Annotated in this window: 15 protein-coding genes and 2 pseudogenes; all 17 read left to right on the forward strand. The window is 36.1% G+C overall.

The window, feature by feature from the left end:
- Positions 1 to 476: pseudogene (locus tag TA89_RS18485) on the forward strand (virulence-associated E family protein); the annotation flags it as partial.
- 264 nt (positions 477 to 740) lie between these two features.
- The gene (locus TA89_RS03265) at positions 741 to 1022 is read left to right on the forward strand and encodes a VRR-NUC domain-containing protein (protein ID WP_040210815.1); all 282 of its coding nucleotides are present in this window, start codon (positions 741 to 743) and stop codon (positions 1020 to 1022) included.
- Positions 1003 to 2347: pseudogene (locus tag TA89_RS03270) on the forward strand (SNF2-related protein). Before TA89_RS03265 ends, TA89_RS03270 begins: the two are co-directional and overlap by 20 nt.
- Positions 2348 to 2349: 2 nt before the next feature.
- Positions 2350 to 2841, forward strand: a complete 492-nt coding sequence (locus tag TA89_RS03275) for a hypothetical protein (protein WP_052447296.1) — start codon at positions 2350 to 2352, stop codon at positions 2839 to 2841.
- A 9-nt stretch (positions 2842 to 2850) separates the two neighbouring features.
- Complete coding sequence (locus tag TA89_RS03280) at positions 2851 to 3216, forward strand: type II toxin-antitoxin system PemK/MazF family toxin (protein WP_040210816.1); 366 nt, start codon at positions 2851 to 2853, stop codon at positions 3214 to 3216.
- A gap of 188 nt (positions 3217 to 3404) precedes the next feature.
- On the forward strand, positions 3405 to 5363 hold the full coding sequence (locus TA89_RS18745; RefSeq protein ID WP_242850063.1) for a hypothetical protein: 1959 nt from the start codon (positions 3405 to 3407) through the stop codon (positions 5361 to 5363).
- Positions 5364 to 5569: 206 nt separating this feature from the next.
- Entirely contained in the window at positions 5570 to 6619 is a 1050-nt protein-coding gene (gene metK / locus TA89_RS03290; protein ID WP_040210817.1) for a methionine adenosyltransferase, read from the forward strand.
- Positions 6620 to 6621: 2 nt separating this feature from the next.
- On the forward strand, positions 6622 to 6981 hold the full coding sequence (locus TA89_RS03295) for an HNH endonuclease (RefSeq protein WP_040210818.1): 360 nt from the start codon (positions 6622 to 6624) through the stop codon (positions 6979 to 6981).
- Between the two features lie 638 nt (positions 6982 to 7619).
- Positions 7620 to 8402 (forward strand): exonuclease/endonuclease/phosphatase family protein, encoded by a 783-nt coding sequence (locus TA89_RS03300; protein ID WP_040210819.1) that lies wholly within the window; start codon positions 7620 to 7622, stop codon positions 8400 to 8402.
- A 610-nt stretch (positions 8403 to 9012) separates the two neighbouring features.
- A complete protein-coding gene (locus TA89_RS19120) occupies positions 9013 to 9144 on the forward strand; it encodes a hypothetical protein (protein WP_341349981.1) in 132 nt (43 codons plus the stop codon).
- A gap of 35 nt (positions 9145 to 9179) precedes the next feature.
- On the forward strand, positions 9180 to 10439 hold the full coding sequence (locus TA89_RS03310) for a site-specific DNA-methyltransferase (RefSeq protein ID WP_040210828.1): 1260 nt from the start codon (positions 9180 to 9182) through the stop codon (positions 10437 to 10439).
- 48 nt (positions 10440 to 10487) lie between these two features.
- Positions 10488 to 11825: a DNA cytosine methyltransferase gene (locus TA89_RS03315; RefSeq protein WP_040210822.1), complete on the forward strand. Its 1338-nt coding sequence runs from the start codon at positions 10488 to 10490 to the stop codon at positions 11823 to 11825.
- A 74-nt stretch (positions 11826 to 11899) separates the two neighbouring features.
- Positions 11900 to 12730, forward strand: a complete 831-nt coding sequence (locus TA89_RS03320; RefSeq protein ID WP_187119257.1) for a hypothetical protein — start codon at positions 11900 to 11902, stop codon at positions 12728 to 12730.
- Between the two features lie 123 nt (positions 12731 to 12853).
- Positions 12854 to 13747, forward strand: a complete 894-nt coding sequence (locus tag TA89_RS03325; RefSeq protein ID WP_187119258.1) for an amidoligase family protein — start codon at positions 12854 to 12856, stop codon at positions 13745 to 13747.
- The gene (locus TA89_RS03330) at positions 13740 to 14306 is read left to right on the forward strand and encodes a gamma-glutamylcyclotransferase family protein (protein ID WP_341349982.1); all 567 of its coding nucleotides are present in this window, start codon (positions 13740 to 13742) and stop codon (positions 14304 to 14306) included. The genes TA89_RS03325 and TA89_RS03330 overlap by 8 nt, the downstream gene beginning before the upstream one ends.
- Complete coding sequence (locus TA89_RS03335; RefSeq protein ID WP_052447297.1) at positions 14290 to 14466, forward strand: DUF4314 domain-containing protein; 177 nt, start codon at positions 14290 to 14292, stop codon at positions 14464 to 14466. Before TA89_RS03330 ends, TA89_RS03335 begins: the two co-directional genes overlap by 17 nt.
- 121 nt (positions 14467 to 14587) lie before the next feature.
- On the forward strand, positions 14588 to 14810 hold a 223-nt coding region (locus TA89_RS03340), incomplete at its 3' end, for a terminase (RefSeq protein WP_040210824.1).

Genomic DNA, 14810 nt, shown 5'->3' on the forward strand with positions numbered 1-14810 from the left:
AGTACAATGCCTGGTCTTTAAAAGAAGTTGACCAGGTCTGGGCTGAAGCTATCGTTAAATACCGTGACGGAGAGGAGTTATTCCTTAAAGGTGATGTTGTAGCAGAAGCCTATGTACAACAGCAACAGGCAATGGAGTCTGATGACCGTGAAGGTATTATAATAGACTATCTTGAACGTTTGTTGCCGACAAACTGGGATAACATGGATGTTTATCAGAGAAGAAGTTTCTTAGGTGGTAGCGAGTTTGATGGAGGAATGCAGGTAGGTACTACTCGAAGGGACAAGGTATGTGTTATGGAAATCTGGTGTGAGTGCTTCGGAAAGGAGCGTCAGAATCTTAAACGTTCTGATTCTTATGAAATCGAAGGGATTATTAACCGTATCGGGGGCTGGAAAAAGTTATCCACTAATAAAACTGGAAAGACTCGTTACCCCCTCTATGGACCACAGAAAACTTTTGTCCGTGAAGATTAGGCACACAGAGATACCTATAGGCACAGTGAAAAGCCGTGCTTATGTTTCCTTGGAAAAGCATAGCACAATCTAGGGCACAGCCAGTACGGTAGTGAAACACTCTGTTTCTCAAGATGTGTGCCGACTGTGCCTATAAAAACATATTAAGTAATTAAATATAAAGAAATAAGTAGTGATAGGGATGTGTATGTATATGTACGTACGTATAGAATTTTTATGAATAGGTACAGAACAAGGCACAGTGGTAAGAAAGGAGATTGCATTTTGCGAGAAAGTGTAATAGAGAGAAGGTTTGTAATGGAAGTGAAAAAACGTGATGGGCTTGCTATTAAATTTGTATCGCCCGGTCTTGATGGGGTGCCGGACCGTCTGGTTCTTTTCCCAGGTGGAAAGTTGGCGTTTGTAGAGCTAAAGGCACCAGGTCAAGCTATGAGACCATTACAGCTTCGCAGAGCAAAGCAACTCATCACTCTAGGATTTACTGTTTATTGTATAGATAATAAAGAAATGATTGGAGATGTGCTTAATGAAATACAAACCTCATGATTATCAAGAATATGCAAAGAATTTCATACTTACGCATCCTGCCTGTTGTCTAATGCTTGATATGGGACTTGGTAAGACAATCATTACTCTAACCGCATTGTGGATTTTAGCACTGGATAGTTTCGAAGTCGGAAAGATACTTGTGATTGCACCGAAACGTGTGGCTGAGGATACATGGCCAAAGGAGATAAATAAGTGGGAGCATTTAACAGGTCTTTCTTTTACATTAGTACTTGGCAGCAAAAAGCAGAGAGAGGATGCACTTGAAAGGAAGTCTTCCATTTATATCATTAATAGAGAAAATGTAAAATGGCTAGTTGAGAACCGAGATTGGGATTTTGATACAGTTGTCATTGATGAGCTATCTAGTTTTAAATCCAATAAGGCTCAGCGATTCAAAGCTTTAAAAAAAGTTCGTTCGAGAATTCAGAGAGTAATAGGCCTCACTGGTACTCCAGCGCCTAACTCTCTGCTAGATCTTTGGCCGCAGATTTATCTGATTGATATGGGGCAGAGACTTGGTAGATTTATTGGTGGTTATCGTGACAAGTTCTTTAAACCAGATAAGCGCAATCGAGAGGTTATATATTCATATAAGCTTCGTGAAGGTTCTGATGAAAAAATATATGAACTGATATCTGACATTTGTATTTCAATGAATACTGTAGACTTTCCTGGATATGCCTGAGAAAATTAGTAATAGTGTTGAAATATGTATGAGTAAGCAAGAGCAGTTTATATATAACTCTTTTCAAAAGGATATGTGCTTATCTATTGGTGATGCTGAACTTGATGCTATCAATGCAGCAGGACTTTCTAATAAGCTGCTACAAATGGCAAATGGAGCAGTATACGGCGAAGAGAAGAATGTTATCCATATTCATGATAGAAAACTAGATGCTCTAGAGGATTTAATTGAAGCCGCCAATGGTAAACCGCTACTTGTTGCTTACTGGTATAAACATGACTATGCTCGTCTAAAAGAACGATTTGATGTAAGATGCATTGATACTTCAGAAGATATTGATGATTGGAACGCAGGTAAGATTCCAGTTGCTCTTATACATCCGGCTTCTGCTGGGCATGGCCTTAATCTACAAAATGGTGGTTCTACTATTGTATGGTTTGGACTTACATGGTCATTGGAACTATACCAACAGCTTAATGCAAGACTCTGGAGGCAGGGACAGAAAAATACTGTAGTAATTCAGCACATTATAACAAAGGGAACTCATGATGAAGATGTAATGAAAGCATTAGAATTAAAGAATATAAGCCAGTCTGCTTTAATAGATGCTGTTAAGGCAAGAGTTGGAGGTATATAAATATGAGTGAACGGATTGAGAAAATAATGGAGAACTATTCCCAAATTGTAATGGAGTGTAAATGTATTGAAAATCAGATTAATAGTTTTAAAGGAATTACTGAGGATGATGCTATTGAATTTATGTACTTTTCTCAACCTGATTCTGAACGTATTCAGACTAATGCTATTTCTAATAAAACAGCAACAATAGCAATCACTTACAAGGAGAAAAGGGAACAAATCAACCGAGAGTGGATGGAACACTTATGTAAAAGGTATTCTGTGCTATCAGAACAATTATTATTTTTTCAATCTGCGGTACTTTCATTAAGTGGTATCCTTCCTGATTTTATCAAAGACATGGTTATAGCGAGTGTGACTTGGGATTCTCTTGCAGAGAAATATCATATCAGTAGGACTATGGTTGCTAAGAATCGTAAAAAAGCAATCAAAGAACTAGAAATACTTTATTCTCTCTACGATAAGGAATTAGAAGAATATATATTGAGTTGAGGTGGATATATGTGTAAAAGGGGAGAAATCTACTATGTGGATTTCGATAATGAAATGAATACAAGAAAGCAAAGTGGTAGAAGACCAGTAGTTGTGGTTAGTAATAATAAAGCTAATACCTATTCACCTGTGGTAACTATCGTACCATTGACTTCAAATATTAATAAAAAGAAGGCTTTGCCTACTCATGTACATATTCCTTTAGATGCAGGATATGGATTGAATCGTGAAAGTATGGTTTTAGCAGAACAAGTAGAAACTATAGATAAAGACAAGCTATTATCTAAGAAAGGTATGATCACCAACAACGATATTATGGAGAAAATAACTATAGCTCTACAGATACAGATTGGAGTCTATGAGGAATATAACTGATTAGTATTTATATGCTAATTATTATTATATTGATAAAATAATATCTAAAGGATATAATGTAAATGATTGTAAAAAAAGGAAAAATAGAAAGTTAGAGGATATATAAGATTAATAACAAGAAATTTTATGTAAGAACCGAATTAAAGTGATGTTAAAGTTTAAAAAGGGTAATAATAGGGAGGATTCAAATGGAAGAAAAAGTTCTTCTAGCAGATGTTATTTATCAATTCCATAAGAAATATTCTTTTTATGGAAAGTCTAAGACATGGTCTAATCCAATTGCATTATTCAGCGCAAGTAAAGATAAAACCATTTCACAGAAAGTACCTGAATTTATTAAGAGTTTAGAGAACACAAAAATACTTAGAGAAGATATTGAAGATATAATATGTATACTGGGAGATTGGGATCACGTAGCAGAAGGTATTATCTTTACTTCTAAAGCAATGTATGTTAATTCTCCAAAGAATAGACCGAAAAAATTCAGAATTCGTTATGATGATATTATTAAATTTAAACATTATACTGCACTAAAAGAACTTGAAATAACAGACTATTATGAAAAGACATACTGCCTAAACACAAAGTTATGGAATGCAGGAACAATAAAGAAATTTTTAGAGTTTAGTAGTGCACAATATAACTATTCCAATGATGAACGGGAAGAAATATCAAACATTAAACTTCCTAGTTTTGACAATAGACGAATTGGAGATATCATTGCTGGTATGATTTATGGTAATGTTAGTAACGCATCAACTATCTATGGAGAAGATAAGTTTAATACACCTAGAGGTCATGGGTTTGCAGCAGAAAGGGCAAATCACTTATACGACACTATTAAAGGACGTAATTCAAAGATTGTTGGTGATGACAATGTGAAAAATGGTGCAGATAGAACTGTTGACGGCGTTAATATACAATCAAAATATTGTAGTTCAGGGAGTAAGTGCATTTCAGAATGTTTTGAAAATGGAAAGTTTAGGTATGTTAACACAGATGGCACTCCTATGCAGATTGAAGTACCTTCTGATAAGTATGATGCTGCCATTTCAGCAATGAGGGATAGGATATCAAAAGGTGAAGTTCCGGGAGTTAGTAATCCTGAAGAAGCTAATAACATTGTTAGAAAGGGTAATTACACATATGTACAAGTAAAAAATATAGCTAAAGCTGGGACTATCGAATCATTAAAATATGATGCTAAAAATGGTATGATTATAGCTTCCTCAACTACCGGTATAACAGCTATAATATCTTTTGCTACATCGGTTTGGAATGGAGAGAGTTTAGACGTAGCACTCAAAAATGCTGCTTTCAATGGCTTAAAAGTTGGAGGTTCGACTTTTATTACTGCTGTCTTAGCAGGACAATTATCAAAAGCAGGATTGAATAGTCTTTTGGTAGGCAGTAGTGAGGCGATAATAAAAGTTCTTGGTCCTAAAGGTTCAGCGGTTTTAGTGAATGCGTTTAGAAGTGGTAAGAATATATATGGTGGTGCTGCTATGAAAAGTGCGGCAAAGATGCTACGTGGAAATGCTATTACAGGAGCAGTTTCTATTGTGGTATTGTCTACTGGTGATATTGCTAACATTTTTAGGTCACGAATTTCAGGAGCACAACTATTTAAGAATGTTACAAATACTGTTTCTTCTGTCGCTGGTGGAACTGCAGGATGGGTCGGTGGAGCTACCGCTGGTGCAGCTATAGGCTCAGTAGTACCCATTATAGGTAATGCTGTGGGCGGTATAGCAGGTGGAATTATTGGTGCTTTTGGAGGAGGAGCTGTAGCAAGTGAGATATCGGATACAGTATTGAGTGCATTTATAGAAGATGATGCTGTTAAGATGACTAAAATTATTGAAGAAACATTTTCGGCAATGGCAGATAATTACTTACTTACTAAAAAGGAAGTGGAACATATTATCGATCATTTAGGTGAATCATTAACAGCTGGGAAACTAAAAGATATGTTTGCAAGTGAAGACCGTGCAGCATTTTCAGTTAAGTTACTTTTACCGTATTTTGAACGTGAGATAAAAAGACGAAAGAAAATTTATTTGTTAAATCAAGAATCACTGCAGAGAGGACTCAGATTATTATTAGAAGAAATGTCTAATAACGGAGAATCATTAATATTTGAATAAAGATAAATAACGATTTAACAGTAGTTTTTATTAAGAATAGTTCATTAAAAGTGTACTAAAGGTGTACTGATTTTTCATTTTGAATAATTTATAGTTATAATTACCAAGATGGTTTCTAGAGTCTGGAATTTTTCCAGGCTCTTTTCTTTTGGTCGGATGCATCTTTCATCCTTTCATGCATCCGTACATAGAAGAGGGGGAGAAGAATGATATTTACAAGTGAACAGGTATCAATGGGACATCCTGATAAAATATGTGATCAGATATCTGATGCAATAGTAACTGAATGTTTAAGGTATGATAAGAATAGCCGTGTGGCCGCAGAATGCCTTATTAAGGATTATGATATAACTATTGCTGGTGAAATCACATCTGAACATAAACCTGATTATAAAGTTTTGGTTAGCAAGGTTCTTTCAAATATAGGCCTTTGTGAAATTGATAAATATAAGGTTAGGGTTCAAATAAGTGAGCAAAGTGTGGATATAGCTCTTGGAGTAGATAATCATATGGGAGCTGGTGACCAGGGAATGATGTTTGGTTATGCCACTAACGAAACTCCAGAACTAATGCCTATTCCTTATGCTGTTGCTACCCAAGCATTAAAACTACTTAGAGATTCGAACAGTCCACTACTACTTCCAGATGCTAAAAGCCAGGTGACTTTTGACTATTCAACAAATCGTATTCTTACTTTTCTTATAAGTACACAACATCGAGAAGAAGCGAGTGCCGAGGAAATCAGTTCATTGGTCAAAGCAGTTATGAAAACTGCAGCTATTAATTACGGACTTAATACTGATTTTAATGAATTGGTCAATCCTACTGGAAGATTTGTTATAGGTTCATCCTTTGCAGACAGTGGCTTAACAGGCAGAAAGATTATAGCTGATACTTATGGTGGAATATGCCGTCATGGAGGAGGATCTTTTTCGGGAAAAGACCCTACAAAGGTTGATAGAAGTGGTGCATATATGGCAAGGAAGATAGCAAGAGATATAGTTTCTAATCAGTATGCAGACCGATGTGAAGTTCAGATTGCTTATGCTATTAGTGTAGCTGAGCCAATATCTGTTTCTTTAGAATGCTTTGGTACTAATCATGTCCCATTAGAGTGCTTGAAGGATTTCATATATAGTAACTATAATTTAACACCCGCAGGAATCATTAAAACACTGAACCTTCTAGATGTAGATTATAATCAGGTTTCTTCATATGGACACTTTGGTAAGAGTTATTTACCTTGGGAGCAGTAGCTATGCCAAGAAGACCAGATATTCCATGCAAGCATCCTGGTTGTCCTAGATTAGTACCTTATTGTTCACAGTATTGTGATGAACATTCACCACTGCATATTCATGATGTTAAAGGAACTAAAGAAAAAGGTTACGATGGACGTTGGAGAAAAGCACGTGCAAAGTTTCTTAATAAGTATCCTTTGTGTTCTAAGTGTTTCGAAAAAGGTAGACTTAAGAAAGCTACAGTAGTAGACCATAAGTTACCACATCGAGGAGATAAGGTTCTCTTTTGGAATGAAAATAACTGGCAGTCATTGTGTAAATCATGTCATGATAGGAAAACTATGACGGAAGATAGGTACCAAGTGTTCAAGTACTAGCTGACCTAGGGGAGGTCTAATCTCTACATGGGGACAGGCTTGAGACCGGCGCCCCCCTTCGTACGAAAAATCGCAGAATTCAATAGGGGGGATACCAAGGTAACCTTATAATAGATGTAAAATTAAATAACAAATAGCGTAAGTATCGTGAAATAAGGGAGTTTAGAGCTACTTGCTTTACTAAAGCTTTTGATAAATTGTTACCTCAAAGTCTGCAAATTACTTGTTCAAATGCAGGATTTTTATGCCATTATCTTAACGTGTTTTAACAAAGGATATAATAGCTGATTATCATTCAAAGTAGATAAGGGAAATTCAAATGAGAGCAATTGTATACTGAAATACTGTTTAGGTTGACGCCTCTCACAAGATATTGTGAGAAGATAGATTTAATTCTAAGTTCAGTAATCATAGGAGTTTAATAACATTAATATAAATATTAATTGGAGTATTTGAAGAATATAGCTAGAAGAATACTATCTTGTTATAGTTAATAGATAAAATTAATATTAGTGGTATATATGTGAATTTTTTGATGTTTATTATATAATTAGGAGAAAGTAAATATTTATATTTATGAACAATAGAGATAGTAAAATAAAAATTTTTAATGAAAAATAATTAACTTTGGGGGATTTATGGAACAGCTTATTATAGGTACTTTGAATGTTAATCAGCTAGGTGTGCCAAGTGGAGTAACAGTAGAAAATGCAAGTAATGAAATCTATAAGAATTTAGAGCTACTTTTAGCTTATGTAAGGGAGTTCTTTTTTTGCTATAGCAACCAGAAAGTCTTAATTTTGCATGAAATGAAATATAAAAGTAGCTCAAGGATAACAGGTGGATATAAGGAATTTGAAAGAGTATTAAATAATGAAGGATATAAAATATTAAAAAACAATGTTAGTAGTATCCAAGATACAGTTTCATTTATTACATTGGCAATTACTAAAAATAAAGATGTAAAATTAAATTCACATTCAATTTTTACGCATAATAAAATTGCAAGGTATGTTGAACTAAAATATAAAGATTATACTTTGTTGGGTGTGCATCAATCAATTGACAGTGAACAAAAACAAAAGCCTCTGAATCTAGATGTATTTAGAAAAACGTGCAAAAATAAGTTTGTGATTCTAGGAGATTTAAATGTTAATTTGTACAAGATGGGAATCAAAAAGAAAGAAGATTTATCTGAAAATGAGGTGCAGTATTATAAGTTGGTGAATGACAATGTTATTGATGTTTTTGGAAATAGCATTATTCCAACATTTGCTGGAGGTTCTAGAATAGATTATATTTTGGTCTCTTCAGATATTGTTTCAGCTATCTCGGAACAACGTCAAGATAACTCTACTAGAATTGGAGGTAAATTATTTACCGATCACTCATTGCTTAGTATAACTCTTAATATAGAATGATAATTATCGTGCCTATATCATAATAATATTTATTACTACTAAGTAGAATGGAATATAAAATATGGTTCTAGCATTTTACCAGGGTTTTACTATTTTTTGCTTTCTATGAAATATACATTGATAGACTCATAATTAAATAAGAAATATCAAAAGTATAGTGAAATGAAGAGTTAATAACTTCCTACTTATCTATAACTTTTGATAAATTGTTAGATAAAAGGCCGTAAATTACTTGCTTAAATGCAGGATTTTATGGTCTTTGTTTTGTAGATTTTAGCGAAAGGATTTGAAGCAATGACTGATTTCCAATCAAAGCAGATAAGAGAACTTCGAATGAGGGGTGTAGGGTACCGGGCCATTGCTTCGGTTGTAGGCCTATCGAGAGACATAGTACGCAACTACTGTAAAAGTCATGGCCTAGATGGCTATGCCGTGGAATTGACAGAGAATATGAAAGAGCATATGCAGCAAGGCAAGGCCTGTCTTTGCTGCGGGAAAGAGATTAAGCAACCGGGGACTGGTCGGAAAAGAAAATTCTGTTCTGATAAATGTAGGCGAGAATGGTGGTCAGCACACCCGCAGGTAATAAACAAAAAAGAAACAGCGTTTTATGAAAAGACTTGTGTATATTGTGGTGAGACTTTCACTGTCTATGGCAATAACAATAGGAAGTATTGCAATCATGAATGTTATGTACATGATAGGTTTTGGCGAGAGGAAGAAGGTAGAAACCCTTATGTGAGTCCAACTACTGTAAGGAGGTAAATCATGAGTGAAATGAAATGGCAATCTCTGTCTGTAGATAGTCTCCTTCCAGCAGAGTATAACCCCCGTAAAAAACTGAAATCAGGAGATAAAGAATATGAGAAAATAAAAAACTCTATTTTGGAGTTTGGATATGTTGAGCCAATCATTATTAATTATGATATGACGGTTATCGGTGGTCATCAAAGACTGACTGTGCTAAAAGACTTGGGGTACACTGAGGTACAGTGCGTAGTTGTACACATAGAAAATGAGAATAAAGTTAAGGCTCTGAATATTGCTTTAAATAAAATAACTGGTGCATGGAATGAGCAACTCTTGGCTGACCTACTAGTTGACTTGCAGACAGCAAATTTTAATACTGATTTCACAGGATTTGAAGCACCTGAAATCGAACAACTATTTTCAAAAGTTCACAATAGGGATATAGAAGAAGATGACTTCGATGTAGATGAGGCTCTTAAAAAACCGACTATGACCGCTAAGGGAGATATCTGGTTAATTGGAAAACATCGACTTATATGTGGAGATTCAACGATACCAGAAACCTATAATTTTCTTATGGAAGGTAGAAAGGCAAATCTTGTGGTTACTGATCCTCCTTATAATGTTGATGTTGAGGAAACTGCTGGGAAAATCCAAAATGACAATATGCCAGATGCAGACTTTTATAAATTCCTATTTGAAGCATTTGTTAACATAGAACAGAGTATAGAAAGTGATGCTTCTATTTATGTATTCCATGCAGACACGCAAGGTCTTAACTTCCGTAAGGCATTTGTTGATGCAGGATTCCATCTTTCAGGATGCTGCATTTGGAAGAAGAATTCACTTGTTTTAGGACGATCCCCTTACCAATGGCAGCATGAACCTTGCCTATTTGGCTGGAAAAAAGGTGGTAAGCACCAGTGGTATTCAGATAGGAAGCAAACTACAATCTGGGAGTATGACCGGCCAAAATCATCAAAGGAGCATCCTACCATGAAACCTGTAGCTTTGATGGCTTATCCCATACAGAACTCTTGCATGAGCAATTGCATTGTTTTAGACCCTTTCCTTGGTAGTGGGTCCACGCTTATGGCTTGCGAGCAAACAGGCCGGATATGTTATGGAATAGAGTTGGATGAGAAGTTTGCAGATGTGATTGTAAATAGATTTGTTGAGCAGTCAGGAAGTAGTGAAGGTGTGTTTTTGATACGTGGTGGTATAAAAAAGACATATGATGAGGTCAAAGAAACTGTCAATAGAAAAAATGATGAAGCAAGCGATTAAGACATGGAATGCTCCGTGTCTTTTTGTTTTTGGAAGGAGCGGAGACTTGTGCCTAATAATAAGCAACTTACTTTTATTGATTTCTTTGCAGGTATAGGAGGATTCCGCCTTGGATTAGAAACTGCTGGAATGAAATGTATAGGATTCTGTGAAAAGGATAAATTTGCGGTGCGGTCATACCGTGCCATGTACGATACTGAAGGAGAATGGTATGGAGAAGATATCACAAAACTCAAATCAGATGATGTTCCTAAAACAGATATATGGACTGCGGGAAGCCCTTGTCAAAACCTCTCTATTGCAGGGAGAAGAGCTGGACTTCACGGTGACAGAAGTGGACTCTTTTTTGAATTCATTAACCTCCTCAAAGGCAAGAAAGAAGAGGATAAACCCGAGTGGGTTATCATGGAAAATGTTAAAGGGCTTTTATCAAGCAATGCCGGCTGGGATTTTCTTGAATATATCAGTAAATTGGCCGAAGCAGGGTATGATGTACAATGGCAGCTTTTCAATTCTAAATTCTATGGAGTTGCCCAAAACCGTGAACGAGTGTACACTATCGGACATCTTAGAAGCAGAGGCAGACGAGAAGTATTACCTATCGGTCCAGAAAGCTGCGGAAATCTTAAGCAGATTATAGATGGTTATCAAGGTGAACGAGTATATGATCCGTCAGGGATTTCTGTGACTTTGGTAAGCGGAGCAGGTGGTAGTGGAGCAAAGACAGGACTTTATCTTATTGATCAGTCAACAAGTTCTCCCAAAATAACAGATGAAGCAAGATGCATTACTTCTAGATATACTGCCGGAGCTACTAGGAGAACAGCAATGAATAGTGCAGTCCTTGAGGTAGGAAAGAAATGCTCTGGTTGTCCAAAGGAAACTCTTGATAAAAGAAAGAGCAATCACATAAATGAAAATACAGATGGAACTAATTATTACTCTGAAGATATTATTAGCTGTGAAATAATTAAAGAGCTTGGCGATGCTCTAGCCTCCGATCATATAAGAAAGCTAAAACACACTTCCGAGGGGATTAAACTCCGGAATGGAACAAAACTTGGCTATCAAATAGCATTTCCTGGTGACTCTGTTGATTTATCCTATCCATCATCAGAGACAAGGAGAGCCAGGGTTGGACACGGATTTGCACACGCATTATCTTGCGCTGGTAATGCAGGTGTGGTTGTTTGGAATGGAAAATTTGTTAGGATAAGAAGGCTTACTCCGAGGGAATGTTTTAAACTCCAGGGATTCACTGATGAATTATTTGATAAGGCTAATGAGGTAAATTCGGATGCACAACTTTATAAACAGGCAGGTAATGGAGTAACTGTAAATGTTGTTTATGCTATTGGTAGGAAAATATCTGAAATGGTCGATTAATTCAATCGTATTAACTTGACTTAGGTGCCTTATAGAGTGATGTATGTAGCATCAAAACAAAGGAGGCGCAAATTTTGATAATCAAGACCAATTCTAATAATCGCAAAGAGATATTCAAAGCAATAAGAGAATTCACTGGGAAAGAGCAGTATTACCTTGGCCCACCATCATTTTCATATCTTGTTGGTAGTTTCACAGTAGATAGGGATGGATTGATAACGTGTGCAATAGAGAAAGAAGCTGAGAGATTGAGGGAGTATCTTGTACAACAAGGTTACGTAGAAGAGCAACCTAGGAATTTAGAAATAAGTGTCTCAGCAGAAAGCATGGATGGTAGTTCACTTTGTAATTTAGTTTTTATGCTTCGAAGCAAACAGTACATGCTTAATAGGGTAGTAGGTGGACATTACTTTAATGTAACTGAGGAATTGATTGGAATTTTGGAAGCAGTGTCACCTAAAACTAAAGAAGATTTCCTAAATATCTATATGGAGCATAAGGAAGCCATTAGGGGTGTGACTATTGATGATAATAAAATTACTTTCACATTTCCAATCTCTGAAAAACCAGATAAGAACAGAGCTTATGCTGAGGTTGCTGCTTTAATGGTTTCACGTTCTAAGGGAGTAAAAAAGGTTAATGCTAAGCAGCAGATACCTGAGAATGAAAAATATTACTTCAGAGTATGGCTTATTGCACTTGGATTAGGAGGAAGAGGTGGAAAGGCTTCAAGAAAAGTACTTCTTGAGGGGTTAAAGGGACATACAGCCTTTAGAACCCTAGTTGATGAAGTAAACCATAAAGCTAGGATGTATGCAAAAAAGCAATTGTTAAACAAAGAAATTGAGAGTAATACAAGTATTGTAAAAAAGAGTTCTGAGATATGTAGTAATCAGGATAAATAATATCAGATACCTCCATAAAAAATATGATGTGTTTCTTAAAAATGGAACTGGACTTTATGTGCTTTTAGAGTGATATATAGTACTACCATAAGAAACACATTACATTTTGAAAGGATGAAACGTGTGAAGACACAGACTTTTGGTATTGAGATTGAAATGACTGGCATAACAAGAGAGCAAGCTAGTAAAGTCATAGCGAATTACTTTCAAACAGGAGAAAACAGGTATATAGGAGGTGCCTACCGTGCCTATGAATCAAAGGACACAAAGAGAAGAACTTGGAAAGTGATGTATGATTCAAGCATAACTGCAGAAAAGAAGACTGGCAATATAAGAGTTGCTGCAGGAGAAGATTATAAAACCGAGGTGGTTAGTCCGATTCTAACTTACGATGACATTGAGGATTTACAGAAGCTTATAAGGCAATTAAGGTACAAGGGTGCAATAGTGAACACTTCCTGTGGAATTCATGTACATGTCGGGGCACAAAAGTTTACACCTCAGACACTTCGTAACATAGTAAACATTATAGCAAGCAAGGAGGACATTCTTTACAGGGCATTAAAGATAGATCCAATGCGCCTCCGATATTGCAAAAAAACTAACGAGAATCTTATTAACACCATAAATAGGAAAAAGCCAAGAACCATGGCAGAGCTTGCAGATATATGGTATGCAGAAGACCCTTATGGAAGAGAAAGACACTACAACAGTACAAGGTATCACGGGTTGAATCTTCATGCCACATTTACGAAAGGTACGGTGGAATTTAGACTTTTTAACTCAACAACACACGCAGGAGAGATTAAAGCTTACATACAGTTTTGCCTAGCGGTTTGCTACCAAGCTTTAACCCAAAAGAAAGCATCAGCAAGAAGAACGGTAACCGATAACGAAAAATATGCATTTAGATGCTGGATGCTTCGCCTAGGGCTTATCGGTGAAGAGTTTAAAACCTGCAGGTTACATTTTCTTAAGAACCTTGAAGGTAACTCAGCTTGGAGGCAAGTTGTTTGAATATACATATAAAACAGCAAGGGGTGGCACTGCCACTCTTAAGCTGGTAGGAGGGAAACCTCACTTGGTAAATAGAAAGGAAGAATTAAAAATGGAAAAAAAGCTGTACATAGCATATGGAAGTAATATGGACACAGAACAGATGGCTTATAGGTGCCCAGATGCTAAGGTAGTTTGTACATCAGAAATAAGAGGATATGAATTACTGTTTAAGGGTTCTAAAATAGGTGCCTGTGCAACTATTGAAAAGAAAGAAAATTCCAAGGTTCCAGTCCTTGTCTGGGAAATATCTCAGTGTGATGAGAGAAGTCTTGACCGTTACGAAGGATATCCAAGGCTATATTACAAAAAAAACTTAAATATATACATTAATGATAAACCAATGGAAGCTATGGTTTATATAATGGATGAGAAGAGATTAAAAGGTCAGCCGAGCTATCAATACTATAAATTGATTGAGGATGCATATAAAAAGTATGGATTCGACTTTGAAATTCTTGAAAAAGCACTGAAGACTTCTGTTGCCGAAGGAATGAATTGCAATGACCAAAATCAATAAACAAATAGTAGAAAGGCTTCGAAAACAATATCCTAATGGATGCCGTATATCTCTTGTTAAAATGGATGACATACAAGCACCTCCCATTGGTACTCTTGGAATTGTTATTGGAGTAGATGATATAGGAAGTATTATGGTTGCTTGGGATAATGGAAGTTAACTGAATGTAATATATGGCGTGGATTTATGTAGAAAGATTTATGAATAACATAATTTTTACTAAAGGCTTCCTAAGAGGCCTTTTTTCATTCTATTAAAGCCAATAAAGGGGGGTGGGACTAGTGGCACAGAGGGGAAGAAAACCAAAACCAACTGTTATTAAGGAACTGGAAGGCAATCCAGGGGGCAGACAGTTGAATAAAAATGAACCAAAGCCAAGAAAAAAAGCCCCACGATGCCCTAATTGGCTTGAGGAGGAAGCTAAGAAAGAATGGAAACGTATGGGGAAGGTTCTAGAGCAAATGGGGCTTTTGACTGAGATGGATATGTCTGCTTTTGCTGGCT

Origin of the sequence: Clostridium polynesiense, assembly GCF_000820705.1 — a bacterium.
Lineage (GTDB): Bacteria > Bacillota > Clostridia > Clostridiales > Clostridiaceae > Clostridium_AA > Clostridium_AA polynesiense.